Raw genomic sequence first — 20,685 nt, 5'->3', positions numbered from 1 at the left:
GAAAGTGCGATGATGGTTCGACTTGCCGCTGTGCTGCTTGCGTATCTTGTGGCCGTCTCCGTTGCGGTGGCGCAGCCGGCGGATCCCTTGCCATCCTGGAAAGACGGCGCGGCGAAATCGGCGATTGTCGATTTCGTCGCGCGCGTCACGACGCAAGGCGGGCGGGACTTCGTGCCGCCGGCCGAGCGGATCGCGACGTTCGACAATGACGGCACGCTGTGGACCGAGCAGCCGTTCTATTTCCAGCTCGCCTTCGCGTTCGACCGCGTCAAGGCGATGGCGCCGGAGCACCCGGACTGGAAGACGCGGCAACCCTTCAAGGCGCTTCTCGAGAAGGACACCAGGGCGCTGGCCGCGAGCGGCGAGAAGGGCCTTTTGCAGATCGTGGCAGCGACGCATGCCGGCATCACCACGGACGCGTTCGCGCAGTCCGTTCGCGACTGGCTCGCGACCGCCAGGCATCCGCGCTTCAACCGGCCGTATGACAGCCTGGTCTACCAGCCGATGCTGGAGCTGCTGGCCTATCTCAGAGCCAATGGCTTCAAGACCTTCGTCGTCTCCGGCGGCGGGGTCGAGTTCATGCGGCCGTGGATGGAGAGGGTCTACGGCATCCCGCCGGAGCAGGTGGTCGGCTCATCGGGCGTGGTCAAATTCCAGATCGGCCCCGACGGCAAGCCGGTCCTGATGAAGCAGGCCAAGGTTGAGTTCATCGATGACGGCCCGGGCAAGCCGGTCGGCATCAACGGCTTCATCGGCCGCCGCCCGATCTTCGCGTTCGGCAACTCGGACGGCGACCTGCAGATGCTGCAATGGACCGTGGCGGGACCGGGCGCGCGCTTCGCCGGCATCGTGCACCACACCGACGAGGTTCGCGAATACGCCTATGATCGTCAATCGAAGGTCGGCAAGCTCGACAAGGCGCTCGACGCGGCCGCCGCGTCCGGCTGGACCGTGGTCGACATGAAGCAGGACTGGAAGGAGATCTTTCCACCCTTAGCAGCAACCGGCGGTGCGAAGGAGGCGAAGCCATGAGCGGATACGACATCTTTGCCTGGGTCGTGCTGGTCATCCTGCTGGCCAGCGCGATCGGTGTGTTCTGCATCGCGGGCTGGCTGCCCGGGCATATCGCAAAGTCGCGTAACCATCCCTACGCGCAGGCCGTGACGGTGGCCGGCTGGATCACGCTGCTATTCGGCTTCGCGCTGTGGCCGATCGCGCTGATCTGGGCCTATGTCGACGTGCCCCAACGCAAGAGTGGAGCGGTGTGATGGGCGTCGCGATCATCAACACCTATCTGGTGCTGCTGTTCCTGCTGGTGCATTTCAAGATCGTGCGCTTCAATTTGTTCTGGAAGCTGTCGCCGTTCATCGTGCTGGTGCTGGTGATGTTCGGCCTGCTGGTGCCGATGGGATGGGGTGCGCCGCAGGGTTCGGCGCTGGTGGCGCGCAATGCGGTGTCGATCGTGCCGGACGTCGCAGGCGAGGTGACCGAGGTGCCCGTCGTCGCCAACGCGCCGCTGAAGGCCGGCGACGTTCTCTTCAAGATCGATCCGACCCCCTACGATGCGCAGGTCAAGGCGATCACGGCGCAGCTCAAGCTGTCGAAGACGCGGCTGACGCAGATGACGACGCTTTACGAACGCGATGCGGGGCGTGGTTTCGACGTCGAGCAGCGGCAGTCCGAGGTCGACCAGCTCAGCGGCCAGCTCGAGGCCGCGCAGTGGAACAGCGATAAGACGGTGGTGCGGGCACCGGCCGACGGCTACGTCACCAACGTTGCACTTCGCAAGGGCGCGCGGGTGTCGAACCTGCCGCTGTCGCCGGTGATGGCGTTCATCGACACTTCGAATACGATCATCGGTGTCGAGATCAACCAGATCGATGCGCGCTACGTCGCGCCCGGTCAGGAGGTCGAAGTGACCTTCAAGTTCGCGCCGGGGCAGATCTATTCCGGCAAGGTCGAAAGCGTGCTGCAGGCGGTGGCGACCGGCCAGGTCACGACCTCGGGCACGGCCGTTGCGCCGAAGGCGATCGAGGCCGTGCCCTTCGTCGTGCGCGTCAGGCTCGACGATGTCGCCTTCGCCAGCCGGTTGCCGGCCGGCTCGACCGGGACGGCGGCGATCTACACCGACCGGATGAAGCCGACGCACGTTGTTCGCCGCGTGATCCTGCGGCAGGTTGCGATTCTGAATTACGTCAATCCATTTTGAGGGGGAAATGATGATCGCACACCGGACCATGATCCTGTTCTCGATCGCCCTGCTGTCCGGCGCGTTCGCATCCGGCACCGTCAGGGCGGCGGAGCCCGCCGCATCCGCTGCGGCGCTCGCGGGCGACGTCGTTCAGCGGCGCGCCTTCGAAGCTGTCGTCTGGGGCATGCCGGCCGTCAACACGGATCTGATGCTGCAGCAGGCGAAGGCCAAGGCTGGCCTGAAGGACAACCAGATCGTCTACTGGTCGCGGCTGCCAAGCTGGAAGAACCAGACGCTGACGCCGAATCCCGACGCGGTCTATCTGATGGCGTTCTTCAACACCGCCGAGGCCGGTCCCATGGTGCTGGAGGTTCCGCCGGCCGGGGAGGAGTCGATCACCGGCAACATCGACACGGTCTGGCAGGTCGCGCTCGAAGATGCGGGACCTTCGGGCGCCGACAAGGGGAAGGGCGGCAAATACCTGATTCTGCCGCCCGGCTATTCGCAGACGCCTCCCGACAGCTATATTCCCCTGCGATCCGACATGTCCTCCGGCTACGCGCTGCTGCGCTCCACGCCGAAAAGCGGCAGCGACGCCGACGTCGCCAAGGCCGTGGCTTACGGCCGCCAAATCAAGCTGTACCCGCTCTCGCGCGCCGACAATCCTCCGGAGACGGTGTTCGTGGATGCGGTCGACATCGTGTTCGATTCCACGATCCCCTACGATATCCGTTTCTTCGAGGCTCTCGACCGTATCGTTCAGTCCGAGCCGTGGCTCGAGCGCGACAGGGTCATGATCGATCAACTGCGTTCGATCGGCCTCGAAAAGGGCAAGCCGTTCAATCCGGATGCCGCGACGCGCAACCGCCTCGAGGCCGGGGCGCGTGATGCTCATGCTTGGCTCGAGCAAAACTACAAGACCGCGTTCGCGCCTTACAATGAAGGCCATCGTTGGGGCGTTCCGGCAGCGCCCGATGTCATCGAAGGCCAGTCGGATTCCTACGCCAAGCGCGACAGCTACCCGGTCGATGCGCGAGGGCTGACTTATTCCTTCGGCTTTGTCGGCATCAAGCGGTTGGGCGCAGGACAATTCTATCTGATGACGATCGCCGACAAGACGGGCAATGCCCTTTCCGGCGCGAGCCAGTATCGCTTGACCGTGCCGGCAAATGCACCGGTCGCGCAGTATTGGTCCGCGACCGCCTATGACCGTGCCACGCATGCCTTCATCCGGGATATGCCGCGTTTCAGCCGGTCGTCGCAGAGTCCCGAACTGCAGAAAAATGCCGATGGCTCGGTCGATGTCTATTTCGGTCCCGCGGCTCCCGCGGGTAGGGAGGCGAACTGGATTCCGACGCGCGCTGGTGGAGAGTTCGAGGTCCTGTTCCGCCTCTACGGCCCGCAGAAGCCGCTGTTCGACAAGAGCTGGGTGCTGCCGGACATTGAGCGTGTCGCGGAAGGGGGCGGGCGTGCGTCGCCGACCGTTGGAGCATCAGCTACGACTGCTGAGGTCCCGGTGACCGTGGATAATTTTGCCCGTGCCGAGTCCGATCTCTATCTCGGTGCCGGCGCCAAGGATGCGGGTGGCATCGGCAAGCTGCTTCACCATCGCGAGCCGATACAGATCGACAAGCAGACCGTCATCCGGTCCAATCGCGACACGCTGTATTCAGCGGGGGTGTTCGATTTCGACGCCGGGCCAGTGACCATGACACTGCCCGACGCCGGCAAGCGTTTCAGGTCAATGCAGGTGATCAACGAGGATCACTATGTCGTCGGCAAGGTCGAATACCGCCCTGGCACTTACACCTACGACCGGAAAAAGATCGGCACGCGATATGCGTTGATCGCGTTGCGGACGCTGGTTGATCCCAACGATCCCAAGGATGTCGAGTCGGTGCACGCGTTGCAGGACGCGATCAAGATCAGTCAGAAGAACTCCGGCAAGTTCGAGGTGCCGAACTGGGATCAGGCCAGCCAGAAGCGGATCCGTGACGCGCTGCTGGTGCTGAACGATTATACCGGCGGCTTCGCGCACGCGTTCGGCTCCAGGGAGCAGGTCGATCCCGTCCGGCACCTGATCGGCACTGCTGCCGGTTGGGGCGGCAATCCCGACAAGGACGCAACCTACCTTAGCGTCACGCCTGCCAGGAACGATGGCACGACAGTTTACAAGCTGACCGTCCGGGACGTGCCTATCGACGGGTTCTGGTCGATCAGCATCTACAATGCCAAGGGATTCTTCGAGAAGAACCCCTATGATGCGTATACGCTGAACAATATCACCGCGAAGAAATCCGCTGACGGCTCGATCGCGATCCAGTTCGGCGGCTGCGACGGCAAGATCCAAAACTGCCTGCCGGTCATGAAGGGCTGGAATTACACTGTCCGGCTCTATCGGCCGCGGCCTGAGATCCTGAATGGGAAGTGGAAATTCCCGGAGGCGCAGGCGGTGAATTGAGACGCTCGCGAATCCGCTATGATATCCTGAACGAAGTGGGGAGGTTCAGATGACAAAGGTCAAACATCACCAGCGCGCCGTGCTCGGCATTGTTGGCGCGCTCGCGCTGTCGGCAATGCCGCGCACGGCGTTGGCCGACGCCGGTGGATTGAGCTTCTGGCTCCCCGGCGCGTTCGCGAGCCTGACCGCGGCGCCGGCCATGCCCGGTTGGGCCTACGAGACGATCTACATTCATCTCGATACAAGCGCCAACGCGGGCAAGAATTTCGTGATCGGCAACCGCGTGCCCGGATCGGTTGTGGCTGGTCTCAACGCGCATGCGGACGTTCTCATCGAAGGGTTCACCTACACCTGGGCTCAGTCGGTCCTCGGGGGCCAGGCCGCCGTGACCTTCCTTACGGCGCCGGGAAATATCGGCGTCGGCGTCGACGCGACGTTGACGGGGCCGCGGGGCAATACGGTCTCGGGCGTCGCAACCGACAACCGCAACACGGTCTCCGATGTCTTCTACCAGGGCACGCTGAAATGGAATCAGGGTGTCAACAACGAGATGGTCTACATCTTCGGCAACATCCCGAGCGGGACCTATGACAGCAGCCGCCTCGCCAATCTCAGCTTCGGATTCACTGCGATCGATGTCGGCGGCGCCTATACCTATCTCAATCCGGAAACCGGCCAGGAGTTCTCGGTGCTGGCGGGCGTCACCTACAATGGAATGAACAAGGATCTGCAGTACCAGAACGGCATCGACTTCCACGTCGACTGGGGACTTTCGAAGTTCGTCGCCAAGACTGTGCATGTCGGTGTCGCCGGCTACTATTTCCAGCAGCTCACCGGCGACAGCGGTGCCGGCGCGAAGCTCGGCGACTTCAAGGGACGCGTCGCCGGCATCGGCCCGCAGGTCGGATTCATCTTTCCGGTGGCCGACGGCTACCAGGGCTATCTGAACCTTCGTGGCTACAAGGATTTCGCCGCCGAGAACCGGCCCGAGGGGTGGACGGCCTGGGTGACGTTCCAGCTCTCGCCTGCCGCGCCGGCTGCTACACCGACCAAGCCGATCGTGCGTAAATATTAGCGGAGGCGAACGACAAGCTCGATGAGTGATGCGCGCGAGACCGGCCGGGGGCCGGTTCGTATCGGCTTCCGCACCTCGATCATCACGGTGGTCATCGCCGCGGTGCTGGTGGTCGGACTGACGCTGGTCTATCTCAGCTTCAGGCGGGTCTCGTCGATCACGCAGATGGCTGCGAGCACCTTCATCGACAAGGTAGGCCAGATCGGCGCCGATCGCATCGACGCGCAGTTCAAGAATGTGCGCGACAACCTCGAGATCCTGGCGGGCATTCCGGCCATCCAGGAGGCCGACCTCGCCGACAATGTCAGGCTCTACGCGCTGCTGGCCTCGATGCTGCGCAACAATCCGCAGATCTTCAATCTCTATGTCGGGTACGAAGACGGCTCCTTCCTGGAGATGGACGTCATCGATCGCGCCAAGCCGCAATTCCGCACGGCGCTGAATGTCGTCCCCGACGCTGTCTACCGCGTCGTCGTCATTGCCCGCTCCGGGGCGGCCGCCGCGTCGCCCGTGACGCTGTTCCTGTCGGAAAACCTGACCAAGGTCGCCGAGGTGGCGGGGCCGCACAGCTACGACCCGCGGCGGCGTCCCTGGTATGTCGACGCCTTAAAGGATCACAAGACGCTGCTCACCGGGCCTTATGTGTTCTACGCGACCGGGGAGCCGGGCTACACGCTGCGCACGCCGCTGAGGGAGGGCCGCCGCGGGGTGGTGGCCGCCGATCTGCTGCTCAATCGCCTCGAGGAGATGCTGAGCCGGCAAAAGCTCGGAAAATCCGGGCTGGCCTTCCTGTTCAACGACGCCGACCGTATCGTCGGCCATCCCGAGATGCGCGAGCTGATGACGGAACGCAGCGATGCGTTGCCCCGGATCGACGCCATCAAGCTTCCCGGCCTGTCCGCGGCGATCCAGGCCTGGCGCAGCGACGGGCTCGCCCAGCAATTCTTCACCGACGCCGACGGGCGGACCCTTGTCGCGGCCTTTCACCGCATCGAGACGGCCGGTGCGGCCAACATCCACCTCGCGGTGGTCGCCCCGCTCGATGAGTTCTTCGCCAAGATCATCTCGGAGCGGCGCGCGCTGTTCGCCATCGCGCTCGGCTTTGTGATCGCGATGCTCCCCTTCGCGTTCTGGCTCGGCTCGCTGCTCGCCCGATCGCTGCGCGAGCTGGCGCGGCAGACCGACGAGATCCAGCGCTTTCAGCTCGCCGACCGGCCGCGGATGCAATCGGCCATCGACGAGATCGATGAACTGGGCCGCTCGGTGTTTACGATGCGCACCGTCGTACGCAACTTCTCGAGCTTCATTCCGCAGCCGATCGTCCGTCAGCTGATGCAGTCCGGAGCCTCGCTGCAGCTCGGCGGCATCAGGCGCGAGGTCACGGTTCTCTTCACCGACGTCGCCGACTTCACCGCGAAGACGGAGAAGGCGGACCCCTCGCAGGTCATGATCTTCACCTCGCGTTATTTCGCCGCGATGTCGGAGGCGATCATGAAACACCATGGCACCATCGACAAGTTCATCGGCGATGCCGTGATGGCGCTATGGAACGCGCCGGACGAGGATCCCGATCACGTCGTTCATGCCTGCGAGGCCGTGCTGGACTGCATTCAGCGCAATGCCGAGCTCAACCGGGCGTTCCGGAGCGAAGGCTGGCCGGCCTATGGCACGCGGTTCGGCCTGCATCTCGGCGATGCCGTGGTCGGCAATGTCGGCTCCGCCGCCCGCATGAGCTACACCGCGCTCGGCGCCACCATCAATCTGGCCTCGCGTCTCGAAGGCCTCAACAAGAACTACGGCACGCAGGTCCTGGTGAGTGCAGCCGTGAAGGCGCGTGCCGAACACAGATTCGCGTTCCGCAGCGTCGACCAGATCCGGCCGAAGGGCTTTGCCGACGCGATCACGGTCTACGAGCTGTGCGGCGAACGCGGCGATTCGGAGCTGACGTTCTGCGCGCGCTGGGCCCGCCGCGGCGGCGCTGCGCATTGCCGATTTCCTGGTCGAATACCCTTGGGATGGCGTCGCGCAATACCATGCAGAACGGCTGCGCAACGCGGTTCAGCAACCGTTGCTTGATCTACCGGTGCCCTGAGATGCAGGGTGAGGAATTTTGATCCGACCCTCGATCGTCCAGGGCCGCTTCGGTCATCGATCGGGATCGCGCGATCGCCGATGCGATCGCCTCACGCCCCGCAATAGGGGCGCGTAACGCCGGTGGCTAGGCGGCCATCAGTTGCTGAAGCGCAACAGCCTGCTCACGGGTCTGGAATGCGATGGCGGTGTGGGTAAAGCCCGACGAGGCCTGGGTCTGCGCGATGTGGTTGAGGACCTCGTTGCCCTTGACCACGTGAAGATCCATTCCCTGGCCGGCCGGGAAAATCCCCAGAACGACGTCGTAGGCCTCGATGATGGCCTTCAAGGCGCCACCCTTGTCTTCCGACGCGTCGATAAAGATACGAACATCCGCGGCGATACTACGAAGTTCGTCAAAGTCGATCACTGGAAGTCTCCCATACGCAACTCACTGATCGATCCTAGCTACAACTTGCTTACTGAAACATAAATTACGCGGGGTTCCTCACCGGACAAGTGTCGCTAGGCGCCGGTCGGCGGCCTCCGCTTCGCAATGCGTTTGACCGGCGCATGGGCCGGCACGGCATTCGAGGTCTGGTCGGCCATGTGGGGAATGCGGTGCTCGATATGCGCCACGACCCGGAAGAAACTCTCCAGCGCCTTGGCGTCGAGACCGGCCGTGAGGTTGCTGTGCCGGCGCAGGATTTCATCCAGACTGCGGTCGAGCAGCGCCACGCCCTGCGAAGTCAGCCGGATCTCGGTCCGGTTCCGGGCGCTGCCTCGCACCGGCGTCAGCTCGATCAGGCCCTTTTTCTTCAGCGAGGTCGTCTCGCGGCTGACGACGGCCTTGTCCAGTTGCGCATTGGTCCAGATGTCGTAGGCGCTTGCCGGCTCATGCTCCCTGAGAAAGGACAGCACCCGCCATTCCGCGAGCGATACGCCGTAGGCCTGCGGGAAGAAGGCATTGGCGTTGGCGCGCAACTTCGCGACCAGGCTCGAGAGCACGGTCGGCACGTAACGTTCGAAGTCGATCACCAGCTCCGAGCCCGTGTTCCCTTGCGCGGCGCGGCGCGGGTCAGGGGCTCTGTTGCGGTTTGTGCCAGTCCGGCTCTTCATTCTTTCACGAGTTGAGTGCGCGCGATCAGGACCAGGGCCGCCGCGACGAGGAGAACGCCTGTTACCACGAGGAATCCGGTGGTGAAACTGCCCGAGGCATCCTTGGCGCGTCCGATCACGATCGGGATGGTGGCGCCTCCGATGCTGCCGATGGTGCTGACCAGGCCGATCGCGCCCGGCGCGCTCTGCCGCGACATGTAGGACTGGGGAATAGTCCAGAACACGGCCTGCGTACCATAGACACCGACATTGGCAACCATGAATCCGATGATGATCCAGACCGGCGATGTTGAAAAGGCTGCTATCGCGAAGCCGGCCGCCGCGATCACGAAGGTCATGGCAGCATAATAGAAGCGCTCACCGATATGGTCGGAGTGCCGCGACAACGCGATCATGCCGATCAGGCCGGCGACGGGCGGGATCGCGGTCACGAAACCGACCTGTGAATTCGGCAGCCCGAACGACTTGATGATTTGTGGCAGCCAGGGAAACAGCGAAGCCAGGCCACAGAACAGGCCGAAATTGCACAGGCCGAACAGCAGCACCATCGGCTTGGTGATGGTCCTGAGCACGCCTTCGGCATGCACCACGCCGGTTGCCTTGGCATCGCGCTCCAGCGCGCCGATCAGCCAGTTGCGCTGCGCCGTCGACAGCCAGCTCGCCTGCTGCGGGCGGTCGGTCAGATAGAAGATGCCGACGATGCCGAGGATGATCGGCGGCAGGCCCTCGAGGATGAACAGCCATTTCCAGCCCGAAATGCCGAACACCCCGTTCAGCTCGAGGATGACGCCGGAGATCAACGAGGCGAAGATATAGGAGATCGGCACCGCATAGTTGAACATCGCATTGTAGCGGGCGCGGTAGCTGAACGGAAACCAGAGGCTCAGCAGCAGCATCACGCCGGGAAACAGGCCGGACTCGGCAAAACCGAGGAAGCCGCGGAATGCATAGAGGCTGAGCGGGCCCTGGGTGAAGGCCATCAGCACGGTGGCGATGCCCCACAGGATCGCGATCCGCGTCAGCGTAATGCGCGCGCCGTATTTGCTGAGGATCAGATTGCTCGGGATCTCGAAGATCGAATAGGTGAAGTACATGATGCCGACCGCGATGCCGAACTTCTCGGCATTGAGCCCGAGCTCCTTGTTCATCTGCAGCGCGGCAAAGGAGATGTTTCCGCGGTCGAGAATGGCGAGGAAGTACATCGCCATGACGAACCACATCAGGCGCAGCGCGACTTTGCGGATTGTGGTGCGTTCGATCTGCGGATCGGCGGTCGTCATCGCCGCCTTGTCCATCACGACTTCGGTCATCCCTGTTTCCCCCGATTCTTGATTTTTGATGGTCGTCTTATGCGGGCAGGCAGACTTCGAGCCTGTCGCCCGCCACGCGGACCGGATAGGTCCGGATGTCGATCTCGACCGGGCTGGTCAGCGCCTCGCCGGTCCGGATATCGAAGCGGCCCATGTGCAGCGGGCATTCGATCTCGCAGCCCTCCAGAATGCCGTCGGACAGCAGCGCCTCCGCGTGCGTGCAGATGTTGCTCGTGGCGTAGTACTCATTGCCGACGCGATAGAGCGCGACGTGGTGACGGCCGATTTCGATGCCGTACGGCTCGCCCTCGTGCAGCGCGCCGAGTGCGGCAGCTTCGTGCCATGTTCCCTGATCGTCCGTCATGTGCCCTCTCAAATGCTGTAGAAATCGAGCACGGTCGGGACGCGGTCGTTGATCAGCGTGATGACCTTGCGCGCGATCTTCCAGGTCTCGCCGTCACGCCGCAGTGTGTGCTCGTAGCGCCCGTGCCGCAGATGCTCCTTGGCCATGCGCGGGTCGTAGACGTGGACCGAGAACACCGAGTGGCAGGTGATCTGATCAGCGCCGGTTTCCGACGCTTCCAGATTCGAGATCTGGTGCACGGTGCGCGGCAGCGGCAGCGCGGTGATCGATTTGCGCGACTCGATGCGCGCGATCCGCTCTTCCAGCCCGCGCCGCGCATCGTGGTAGAGCAACGAGACCTGCGTGTCGGGATCGTTGGTGGTGGTGTACTCGTCGAGCCAGGTCGGCACCCAATAGACGGCATCCTCGCTGTACATCGCGACCCAGTCGGCCCACTCGCCGGTGTCGAGCAGGCGGGCCTCGCGAAAGATGACCGCGGCTGCGACCGCGCGGGCATCGGTTTGCTTGATTGTGCTGGCAGCCATCACGCCGTCTCCCCGGCGGCATGCTGCAACAGCCTGCGCCACTCGCGATATCCGGGATGGAAATTCGTCTCGCCGCCGAAGCTGGTAGGGCCGAACGACCATTCGGAAGGGGTGATGCCGAGCTCGCGCGTGTGCGCGCTCTCGCCATGGCCGACCTCCGCGACGCCGCGCAGATAACCTTGCGTCGGCGCGGCGGTCGTCGCGTCGTAGCCGGTCTGGCAGAACTCGTACATGACGTTGTCGTCCGAGCTTGCCAGCCCGGAGGCATTGAAGAAGTCTTCGTAGTTGCGAATGCGAAGCGTGCGCGCCGCGGCGCTTTCGCCGACCGGAGCAAGGCAATGCGACACCATCTCGGTCTTGTCGGGCGCCAGCGGCCGCCAGGTTCGCACCTGCGCCGACAGGATGTCGATGACCTGCAGGTTCGGAAAAATCGTGAGGTTGCGCTGGCGCAGCATCCATTTGGCGCGGGTGCTGCCGACGCGCTGTCGCACCGCGTCGAGACGCGCCGGATCCATGCCGAGCGGCCGGCCATAGAGCTGCGTGCGCTTGATCGACCAGTTGACGGCGTGGCCGTAATCGAAGCTGAAGCTGCCTTGCCCTTCCTGCTCGCCTTCCGGCTCCGCAGTGAAGCCGGCATCCGGTCCGGCGCTTGCATTGCGCTTCTTCAGGATGTCGACGTAGGAGCTGTGCGTGGTCGCGAAGTGATAGTAGTCGAGACCGTTCTCGAACTGCAGCTTCCAGTTTCCATCAAACGTGTAGGTGCTGGCGCCCGGCACGAACTCGACCTCACCGCTGTCGCTCTGATCGATGATGAGGTCGAGGAACGCGCGGGTGTCGCCGAGAAATTCCTCCAGCGGCGGAACGTCGGCCGAGAGGCTCGCGAACAGGAATCCGCGATACGAACCCAGCCGCGCGACCGGAAGAAGGTCGTGATTGCTGTTCGAGAAGGACGGCGGATACTGGCCGCTCGCTTCCTCCGTCACGGAGATGTTGCGTCCGCCCGAGTCGTAGGCCCAGCCGTGATAGCGGCAGACATGGAATTTCTGCCGGCCCTGCTTGAACGGGCAGACGATCGTTCCGCGATGCCGGCAGGTGTTGAGGAAGGCGCCGACTTTGCCCTCAGTGCTCCGCATCACCAGAATGGGATGACGGCCGATATGGGTGGTGACGAAGTCGTTGGGACGGGCGACCTGGGATTCCAAGCCGATGAAATTCCACGTGGCCTCGAAGATATATCGCAGCTCGGCGTCGAACACCGCCGGATCGGTGAAGATCCGGCGATCGACTTCAAAGATGCGCTCGCCGGGGCGGTCGTCGATGAGCCGGGAAATCTCGCTCAGCCTTGCCGCATGGGTCTGCGAAGCAGCGTTCATGACGTCCTCCCTTCGACTAACCGCCGGCCGCGAAAAGTCGCCCGCAGAGCCGCGTCACGGCTCGCGTCCTTTCACGGCGGGAACAGCCGGCTTGATCGCCAATCTTGGAATGACTCTATAGTTGTCATGACAACTATGGTCAAGACGGATTGGTCGATCGGAAGCTGGAGCCGGACGCAACGGATACGGCCCGCGCGTCGGGCTACAGCGAGGAATGAGCAGATCGCGTGGCGTGGAGCGGCGGGTTCAGCTCTTGCGCGCCGGCGCGGTCAGGATAATTCCCGCATCGATCAAAGCGCGGCAGATCTTCTTCAAGGCGGCAATCGCTTCGCGGGTTGCCCGGCTCACCGGCCGCCCGCGCGGCAGCGCCAGCACACGGTCGGCGCGCATCCATGGCAACAGCGCTGCCGACAGCACGCCGGCGGCCACCTCCTGGTGAATGCCGGAGAAAGGCAGCAGCGCATAGCCAAGGCCCGATGCCACCATGCGCTTCATCGGCGTGCTGTTGTCGACCCGCACCGCGCAGATCATGGTCGACGGGAATGGGTTGCGGCTGAGCGGGGCCACCGCGGACGGCAGGGCGTCGAATTCATTGCGGGTCAGCCGGCCGCGCTTCAGCAGCGGATCGCGCGACGGTCCGATCAGGAACACCTGCTCGACGACCAGCGTCTCATAGTCGAGATGGTCGTTGGGGGATGGCGTCGTCACGATCGCCAGATCGAGTTCACCGCGCAGCAGGCGTTCGGACGCGTTCTCAGTCAGGCCCTCGCTCAGTTCGAGTCGCACGCGTGGAAATTGCTTGACGAAGGTCTGGGCCAGCGGCGGGTAGAGGATATCGCCGAGGCTCGGCGGCGCGCCGATCCGCACCGTACCGCTCGGCTCTCGATTTTCCGTGCGCACCTCGGCCTTGATGTCGTCGATTGTGCCGAGCAGCCAGCGCCCGCGCGCGAGCAGCACCTTGCCGGATTCCGTGACCGAGACACCGCGCGCGCCGCGTTCGAGCAAGGCGCCGCCCAATTCCTCCTCGAGTTCCTTGACGTGGCGGCTGAGTGCCGACTGGGCGACGTTCAGCGTGCTCGCTGCGGCGGCAAAGCCGCCACGCTCGGCGACGGCGACGAAATAGCGGATCTGCCGCAGGTCCATGACGGGCACTCCATCTCAAATCGAGATGGATACCATATCAAACATATTCTTGTGAGATACCAAAAAAGGCGCAGTCTCCTCGCAACGATCAAACGGAGGAGAGACGAGGATGGGCATCGCCACCGATGAGGCACGCCAGACGTCCGTATTCATTGCCGGCGGCGGGCCGGTCGGCCTTGCGATGTCGCTGCTGCTCGATCGCTTCGGCATCGACTGCGTGGTGGTCGAGAAGAGCCCGACGACGACGGATCATCCCAAGTCGCGCGGCTGCTGGGTCCGCACCATGGAGATCTTCCGGCAGTGGGGGATCGAGCACGCGATCCGCGACCGCGGCCTGCAGGACAATTCCGACATGTTCGTGTTCCTCGACAGCATCGCGGGCCACGAGTTCGGCCGCACCCGTCCCGAGCCGAATGTCGGGCATACCCCCGCCTGGAAGAGCCTGGTCGCCCAGGACGCCGTCGAGGAGGAAATCCTGCGGGTGGTCGAAAAGTCCAAGCACGCCATGGTTCTGTTCAACACGGCCTGTGAATCATTCGAGGAGACCAACAGCGGGGTCAACGTCACGACACGTTGCGAAAAGACCGGCGAGGTGACCCATTGGACGGCGACTTACCTGATCGCCGCCGATGGTGCAGGCAGCCAGACGCGGCGCAGCGCCGGGATCGAGATGGTCGGGCCCTCGACGCTGGCGGTGATGTCGAACGAGTATTGGCGTGCCGATCTGTCGCGGCTGCCGATCGCGCGCGAGGCCGCAGGCTTCATCATCGTCCCGGACAAGCCCGACCTGCCGCGCGCCGGCATCCTGAACACCAATGGTCGGGATCGCTGGCTGACCGTGACGCAAATCGGCCTGAGCAAGGACGATCGCGAGCGGCCTTGGACCGACCAGGAGTTCATCGAGATCGCGCGCGGCCATGTCGGCATTCCCGATCTCGATGTCACGCTTTTGAACCGCTCGATCTGGCGGGTCAGCATGCAGGTGGCCGAGACCTTTCGAAAGGGCCGGGTGTTTCTGGTCGGCGACTGCGCGCATCGCTTTCCGCCCACCGGCGGCTTCGGCCTGAACTCCGGCGTTCAGGACGCGCATAACCTCGCCTGGAAGCTGGCCTTCGTGCTGAAGGGCCTTGCGGACGAAAAGCTGCTCGACAGCTATTCCAGCGAGCGACGTCCGATCGCGCAATCCAATGCCAATTTCAGCTACGGCAACAGATTGCGATTTGGGGTGACCGATGATGCCGTGCGATCGCGCAATCCGGACCGGATCAGGTTCTGGATCAACGACATGGACAATCATTTGCACAGCATCGGGCAGAACCTCGGCCACAATTACGAGGAGGGCGCGGTGATCCCCGATGGCACCGTCGCGAAGGCGTTGAACTCCCGCTACTACACGCCGACGGATCGTCCCGGCGCGCGATTTCCGCACATGTGGCTCGAACCTTCGCGCAAGAAATCGACGCTCGACTGGTTCGACAAGGAGTTCACCGTCGTCACGGGGCCGCTCGGCAGCGAGTGGCTGGAGGCGGGGAAGCAGGTGTCGGAGAAGACAGCTTTGCCGCTGTCGCTGAAGCAGTTGCCGTCGGCCGATCCGGCGGACGGATTCCAGCTCGGCATGCGCGGCGCCGCGCTGGTGCGCCCCGATGGACATGTGGCGTGGCGGATGCCGTGGCTGCCGTCGGATCCGGCGAAGGAACTGGCCGGCGCGCTTTCAACGCTGCTGCATTGACGGGGACCCGATGCAATCGTTCAAATCCAACGGCGTCGTCACGGCGTTTGAGAAAACCGGGCGCGGCGAGCCGATCGTGCTGCTGCATGGCGGCGAGGCCGATCATGCGATGTTTGACGGCCTCGCGCCTGTCCTGGCGGCAAACTTCACGGTGATCGCTTATGACCAGCGCGACTCCGGCGCCACCAGGAATCCTCCGGCGGCCTATTCGCTGGCCGACCTAGCTGACGATGCCGCAGCCCTGATCACGGGGCTCGGTTACGATCGTGCCCATGTCTTCGGAACCTCGCTGGGTGGGCAGATCGCGCAGGTGCTGGCGGCTCGTCATCCCGATCGCATCGACCGCCTGATCCTGAGCAGCACCTGGAAGGTCAACAGAAGTCCGCTCGACGTCAATGCGGATGTGTTCCGCAAGCTCGCTTCCTGGCGCGCGGATACCATCGCCAATGCGTCGAAGATTGCCGAGTTCTTCTTCCCGCCAGCATACCTGCGGGCGCGACCCGAACTGATCGAGATCTTCCGCGGCTCCAGCCGCGACGAGGGACAGAAGGCGCGCCGCGGCGCCTTGCTTGCGCAGCCTGTCGCCGCCGATCTGACCGGCTTTGATCGCCCGACGCTCTTGCTGGCGGGCGGTGATGACCGGCTGATCCCGAACGCGGAAACATTTGCGCTCGCCCGCGATCTTGCGCGCGTCGAGACGAAGATCATCGCAGGCGTCGGTCATGTCGCGTCGATCCAGGCCCCCAAACGGGTGGCGGAGGCGGTGACGGCATTTCTGAATTCAAACAAGAAGGCGGCTTGACAACAACAGGGGGAGACCATGGCGGAGCAAACGAGCGCAGTGCCGTTCGACGAAGCGCCGGTAACGACGCGCTATTGGCTATCGATCATCATCTTCGCCGTCACCGGCGTGGTCGATTTCTTCGATTTCTTTGTGGTCGGATTCCTGGTCTCGGTGCTGGCGCCGAAATGGCACCTGACGTTTGGGCAGACCTCGATCATGCTGATGAGCGCCGGCATCGGGGCGATGCTGGGGGCGTTCGTCGCGGGCATCCTCGCGGATCGTTTCGGGCGCAAGCCGCTGGCGATATCAGGCGTTCTGCTTTGCGGCCTGACTTCGGGGGCGATCGCGTTCATTCCGGAAGACGGCTGGGTTGCGTTTGCGATCCTGCGCTTCTTCGTCGGCTTCGGCCTTGCCGCCGGCGCGGCGGCGGCGGTTCCTGCCATCGTCGAATTCGCACCGACCCGCCATCGCACGCTGGTCACGAGTCTCGTGGTCGTCCCGGTCGCTTTTGGCGTGCTGTCGGCGTCGGTGACGGCGAGCTTCCTGCTGCCGCTGGTCGGCTGGCGCGGATTGGCGGCGGTCGGCTTCCTGCCGATCCTCCTCGGAATTCTGACCATGATCATCATGCCGGAATCGCCGCGCTGGCTCATCAGCAAGGGCCGCGTCCGCGAGGCGCAGGCGAGCATCCGAAAACTCTATCGGGTCGGCGGCGATGAGTTTGTTCTGCCCACGCTGCCGCCGGCGAGCCCGGCGACATTTGCCGATCTCTTTGCCGAGCAGCGGCGCTTCTGGCTGACCGTCCTGATCTGGTTCGGCGCCAGCACGGCGAATTACGGTGTGTTCCTGTGGGGGCCGACGATCGTGGCACTGCTGCTTGGCGTCTCTCCCCAGGATGCAGCCAAGATGTTCATCTATGTCAGCCTCGCCGGCGTGTTCGGCCGGACCGGCTTCGCCTTCCTCGCCCATCGGATCGGGCGCAAGCCCTGCGGCCAGTTGATGGGCTATGGCACCGCGGTGTCGCTGGCTCTCGCCGCCTATTTTCACAACGACTTTGCCGGCCCGGTGCCGCTGTTCCTGGTCTTCCTGATCGTCGGCGCCGTGTTCTTCGATGGCGGATTTTCGAACATCGGGCCCTATCCCGCGGAAATCTTCCCGGTTCAGCTCTCGGGGCGCGCGGTCGGCCTTGCCCAGCTCTCGAACGGGATCGGCAAGATCGTCGGTCCCCTGTGTCTCGCATTGATCGCCGGTGCGGATAACCTCGTGCATCCAAGTGCGACCGCCGCGGCGGTGATGCCGGCGTTCTGCTTTCTTGCCGGCGCGGGCCTCCTGATCGGCCTTGCCTTTACGTTCCTCGGCGTCGAGCCGCACGGGCGCCCGGTGGTTCTGTTTGGCGAGAATGTGGGCGCGAGCGCCGTACCGAAATCGCTGGCCGCAAAACCGGCCGCGGGACAGTGAAAGACGAAAGGTCATACCATGGACAATGCTTTCGACACGATCGCAACGGCGGCGCCGTTCGATACTGCAAAGCTCGATCGGCTGATGGATGAAGCGGGGCTCGATGTCCTGATCGTCACCTCGCGTCACAATGTGCAGTATCTGCTCGGTGGATATCGTTTCTTCTTCTTCGACGTCATGGAGGCGATTGGCACGAGCCGTTATCTGCCGGTGTTCGTCTATCAGAAGGGGCACCCGGAAAATTCCGCCTACATCGGCAACCGCATGGAAAAATTCGTGCACGCGCTCGGACGGATATGGACGCCGGTTGTCAAGGCGGAGGCGTGGGGAACGATCGACGCGATCGGCCTCGCGATCGATCATGTGAGGAAGCTCGCGGGCTCGGCCAGGCGCGTCGGCATCGAGGCTGGCTTCCTGCCGGCCGACGCCAGGGATCATCTGCATGCCGGCCTTGGCGACGTCGAGTTCCGCGAGGCCCATTTCACGCTGGAACGTCTGCGTGCCGTAAAGTCTCCGACCGAACTGGACCGCATCAGAGAGGCTTCCGAACAGGTCGTTGATGCGATGATCGCCACCTTCAGTGGCTGCGCACCGGGCATGACAAAGAATGACATCGTCGCGCGTCTGCGCCGCGAGGAGCAGGAGCGCGATCTGGTCTTCGAATATTGCCTGATTGCCGCGGGCAAGAGCCATAACCGCGCGCCTTCCAGCCAGCGTCTCGAGCAAGGCGACGTGATCTCGATCGATTCCGGCGGAAACTACCGGGGTTATATCGGTGACCTCAGCCGCATGGGCATCCTGGGTGAGCCCGACAGCGAGCTGCGCGAGTTGCTGCAACAGGTCGAGGACATCCAGCAGGCCGCCCGGCGCGCGATCCGGCCGGGCGCCATGGGTGGCGACATCATCGCGGCGGGCGAGGCGGCCGTCAAAGCTTCGCCGCATCGCGCCGTGCTCGACTTCACCGCACACGGCATTGGGCTCGTCAGCCACGAAGCGCCGCGCCTGACTGCAACAGGTCCGGTGCCTTATTCGCCGTATGACGCCGACCGGCCGGTCGAACGCGGGATGGTGATCTCGATCGAGACCGCGCTGCTGCATCCAACGCGCGGCTACATCAAGCTCGAGGACACACTGATCGTCTCCGAGGTGGGCTGGGAGGCGCCCGGTGACCATGGCAGGGGATGGAATTCGGCCCGTCCCATGGCCTGAAGCGGTTAGTGCAGGGCGGCATTTTGGCTAAGCCACCGATTCAGCTGCAGCGCAGGAGGCGTTTGGCAATATTCGGAATACTAGAAATGTACCCCTGAGTTGCCCGACGTGTCAAGTGGCTCGGTCGACTCTGGCCGCCGCCGGCTACTGTGCATGGGGTTGTTTTCGATATTTTGGCAGCGGCGGTCTTTGCTTCACGTCAGCCTCCCCTCATGCGATGCTTCGAACTGGATGCAGCGGCGGCTTCATGCCGTCCGCTCGCCGGGTCGGCGCCGACGATGGTAAGGTGCAACCGATATCGATTGCCTCCCCATCGACAGAAGCGACCCGATGACCGCTGCCGCCGACGCACTCCGTGACTACGCCCAAAGCATCCTGACCGCCCGTGTCTACGACGTGGCGGTCGAGACGCCGCTCGATCCCATGCCGCGGCTTTCGGAGCGATTGTCGCGTAACGTGTTGCTGAAGCGGGAAGACTTCCAGCCGATCTTCTCGTTCAAGCTGCGCGGCGCCTACAACAAGATCGTCAGGCTGCCGGACGCGCAGCGCAGGCTGGGCGTCATCTGCGCCTCGGCGGGCAATCATGCCCAGGGCGTCGCGCTGTCGGCGCGCAAGCTCGGCATTCCGGCGACGATCGTGATGCCGAGGACGACGCCCGCCATCAAGGTCGAGGCCGTCCGGCGTTTGGGCGCCGACGTTGTCCTGCATGGCGATACGTTCGACGACGCGCAAACCAAGGCCAGGGAGATCGAGGCCGCACGTGGCTTGACCTTTGTGCATCCGTTCGACGATCCCGATGTGATCGCCGGCCAGGGAACGGTCGGGATGGAGATCCTGCGCCAGCATCCCGATCCGATCGAAGCGATCTTCGTGCCGATCGGCGGCGGCGGGCTGGCGGCCGGCGTGGCCGCTTTCGTGAAATTCCTCAACCCGTCGATCAAGGTCGTCGGCGTCGAGCCGGCGGATGCCGCGTCGATGGCGGCCGCGCTCGCCAAGGGCAATGTCGTCGCGCTGGATCAGGTCGGACTGTTCGCCGACGGCGTCGCCGTCCGCAAGGTGGGAACCGAGACCTTCCGGCTCTGCCGCGACCTGCTCGACGAGGTCGTCACGGTGGACACCGATGCCATGTGCGCCGCCATCAAAGACATCTTCGACGACGTGCGATCGGTCGCCGAACCCTCCGGGGCATTGGCGCTCGCCGGCCTCAAGGCCTACGCCGAGCGCGGCGCGCTCAGCGACGGCAGCCTGATTGCCGTCAACAGCGGCGCCAATCTGAATTTCGACCGGCTGCGCACCATTGCCGACCGCGCCGAGGTCGGCGAACATCGCGAGGCGCTGCTTGCGGTGACCGTGCCGGAGAAGCCGGGCAGCTATCGGCACTTCATCCGCATCCTCGGCTCGCGCGCGATCACGGAATTCAACTACCGCTTTGCCGAGACCACCGCGCCGGCGCAACTGTTCGTCGGCATCGCGCTGAGCCGCGGCGAGGCCGAGAAGCGGGAGGTCATGGAGCTGCTTCGGCGCGAAGGCTATCCGATCCTCGATTTGAGCGAGAACGAGATGGCCAAGGACCATGTGCGCTACATGGTGGGCGGTCGCGCTCCGCTGCTCAAGGACGAGGTCATCTACCGCTTCGAGTTTCCGGAGCGTCCGGGCGCGCTGCTGAAATTCCTCGAGAGCCTGGCGCCCGACTGGAATATTTCGCTGTTCCACTATCGCAATCACGGCGCCGACTATGGGCGCATCCTGGCGGGGATCGAGGTCAAGCCTCACGAGCGCGCTCGGTTCGTTCAGGCGCTGGATGCGCTCGGCTATCCCTACTGGAACGAGAGCGAAAATCCGGCCTATCGGCTGTTTCTTTCCGCCGAGAAGGGATGA

At 63.9% G+C, this 20,685-nt stretch carries 18 protein-coding genes and 1 pseudogene; 12 read left to right on the top strand and 7 right to left on the bottom strand.

What is annotated here, in order from left to right; translation table 11 throughout:
- The first annotated feature begins 9 nt into the window (after nt 1-9).
- From I6F38_RS34285 to I6F38_RS34255, 7 genes and pseudogenes are all read left to right on the top strand, one after another.
- Nucleotides 10-1,032, top strand: a complete 1,023-nt coding sequence (locus tag I6F38_RS34285; RefSeq protein WP_225163530.1) for an HAD family hydrolase — start codon at nt 10-12, stop codon at nt 1,030-1,032.
- Complete coding sequence (locus I6F38_RS34280; RefSeq protein WP_225163529.1) at nt 1,029-1,268, top strand: DUF3302 domain-containing protein; 240 nt, start codon at nt 1,029-1,031, stop codon at nt 1,266-1,268. The genes I6F38_RS34285 and I6F38_RS34280 overlap by 4 nt, the downstream gene beginning before the upstream one ends.
- Entirely contained in the window at nt 1,268-2,209 is a 942-nt protein-coding gene (locus I6F38_RS34275) for an efflux RND transporter periplasmic adaptor subunit (RefSeq protein ID WP_225163528.1), read from the top strand. The genes I6F38_RS34280 and I6F38_RS34275 overlap by 1 nt, the downstream gene beginning before the upstream one ends.
- 7 nt (nt 2,210-2,216) lie before the next feature.
- Nucleotides 2,217-3,587, top strand: a pseudogene (locus I6F38_RS34270) (DUF1254 domain-containing protein); the annotation flags it as partial.
- Nucleotides 3,588-3,620: 33 nt separating this feature from the next.
- Nucleotides 3,621-4,652 (top strand): DUF1254 domain-containing protein, encoded by a 1,032-nt coding sequence (locus tag I6F38_RS34265; RefSeq protein WP_225163541.1) that lies wholly within the window; start codon nt 3,621-3,623, stop codon nt 4,650-4,652.
- Between the two features lie 49 nt (nt 4,653-4,701).
- On the top strand, nt 4,702-5,727 hold the full coding sequence (locus tag I6F38_RS34260; RefSeq protein WP_225163527.1) for a transporter: 1,026 nt from the start codon (nt 4,702-4,704) through the stop codon (nt 5,725-5,727).
- 21 nt (nt 5,728-5,748) lie between these two features.
- Entirely contained in the window at nt 5,749-7,803 is a 2,055-nt protein-coding gene (locus I6F38_RS34255) for an adenylate/guanylate cyclase domain-containing protein (RefSeq protein ID WP_225163526.1), read from the top strand.
- Between the two features lie 142 nt (nt 7,804-7,945).
- On the opposite strand, the gene I6F38_RS34250 is transcribed toward I6F38_RS34255, so the two are convergent.
- The 7 genes from I6F38_RS34250 to I6F38_RS34220 form a co-directional block, all read right to left on the bottom strand.
- Entirely contained in the window at nt 7,946-8,227 is a 282-nt protein-coding gene (locus tag I6F38_RS34250) for a hypothetical protein (RefSeq protein ID WP_057021052.1), read from the bottom strand.
- A 95-nt stretch (nt 8,228-8,322) separates the two neighbouring features.
- Nucleotides 8,323-8,835: a MarR family transcriptional regulator gene (locus tag I6F38_RS34245; RefSeq protein WP_157347696.1), complete on the bottom strand. Its 513-nt coding sequence runs from the start codon at nt 8,833-8,835 to the stop codon at nt 8,323-8,325.
- A 77-nt stretch (nt 8,836-8,912) separates the two neighbouring features.
- Nucleotides 8,913-10,226, bottom strand: coding sequence for an MFS transporter (locus tag I6F38_RS34240; RefSeq protein ID WP_225163525.1), 1,314 nt, complete (start codon nt 10,224-10,226; stop codon nt 8,913-8,915).
- A gap of 37 nt (nt 10,227-10,263) precedes the next feature.
- Nucleotides 10,264-10,590: a non-heme iron oxygenase ferredoxin subunit gene (locus I6F38_RS34235; protein WP_225163524.1), complete on the bottom strand. Its 327-nt coding sequence runs from the start codon at nt 10,588-10,590 to the stop codon at nt 10,264-10,266.
- A gap of 8 nt (nt 10,591-10,598) precedes the next feature.
- Complete coding sequence (locus I6F38_RS34230) at nt 10,599-11,114, bottom strand: aromatic-ring-hydroxylating dioxygenase subunit beta (RefSeq protein ID WP_225163523.1); 516 nt, start codon at nt 11,112-11,114, stop codon at nt 10,599-10,601.
- Nucleotides 11,114-12,487, bottom strand: a complete 1,374-nt coding sequence (locus I6F38_RS34225; protein ID WP_225163522.1) for an aromatic ring-hydroxylating dioxygenase subunit alpha — start codon at nt 12,485-12,487, stop codon at nt 11,114-11,116. Before I6F38_RS34225 ends, I6F38_RS34230 begins: the two co-directional genes overlap by 1 nt.
- 246 nt (nt 12,488-12,733) lie before the next feature.
- Nucleotides 12,734-13,630 carry a LysR family transcriptional regulator gene (locus tag I6F38_RS34220; protein ID WP_225163521.1) on the bottom strand — a complete coding sequence of 299 codons (897 nt, stop codon included), beginning with the start codon at nt 13,628-13,630 and terminating at the stop codon, nt 12,734-12,736.
- Between the two features lie 109 nt (nt 13,631-13,739).
- Here I6F38_RS34220 and I6F38_RS34215 point away from each other — a divergent pair, with 109 nt between their 5' ends.
- The 5 genes from I6F38_RS34215 to ilvA all read left to right on the top strand — a co-directional run bounded on the left by I6F38_RS34215 (nt 13,740) and on the right by ilvA (nt 20,685).
- Nucleotides 13,740-15,359, top strand: coding sequence for an FAD-dependent monooxygenase (locus I6F38_RS34215; RefSeq protein WP_225163520.1), 1,620 nt, complete (start codon nt 13,740-13,742; stop codon nt 15,357-15,359).
- Between the two features lie 10 nt (nt 15,360-15,369).
- Complete coding sequence (locus I6F38_RS34210) at nt 15,370-16,161, top strand: alpha/beta hydrolase (protein ID WP_225163519.1); 792 nt, start codon at nt 15,370-15,372, stop codon at nt 16,159-16,161.
- A gap of 18 nt (nt 16,162-16,179) precedes the next feature.
- Entirely contained in the window at nt 16,180-17,598 is a 1,419-nt protein-coding gene (locus I6F38_RS34205) for an MFS transporter (RefSeq protein ID WP_225163518.1), read from the top strand.
- Between the two features lie 18 nt (nt 17,599-17,616).
- Nucleotides 17,617-18,807 (top strand): Xaa-Pro peptidase family protein, encoded by a 1,191-nt coding sequence (locus I6F38_RS34200; protein ID WP_225163517.1) that lies wholly within the window; start codon nt 17,617-17,619, stop codon nt 18,805-18,807.
- A 330-nt stretch (nt 18,808-19,137) separates the two neighbouring features.
- On the top strand, nt 19,138-20,685 hold the full coding sequence (gene ilvA, locus I6F38_RS34195; protein ID WP_225163516.1) for a threonine ammonia-lyase, biosynthetic: 1,548 nt from the start codon (nt 19,138-19,140) through the stop codon (nt 20,683-20,685).

The sequence above is a fragment of the Bradyrhizobium sp. BRP56 genome (assembly GCF_020194035.1).
In the GTDB taxonomy this organism is placed as follows: domain Bacteria; phylum Pseudomonadota; class Alphaproteobacteria; order Rhizobiales; family Xanthobacteraceae; genus Bradyrhizobium; species Bradyrhizobium australafricanum.
Note: the sequence above shows the minus strand (reverse complement) of the source record. Positions and strands in the feature narration are given on the sequence as shown.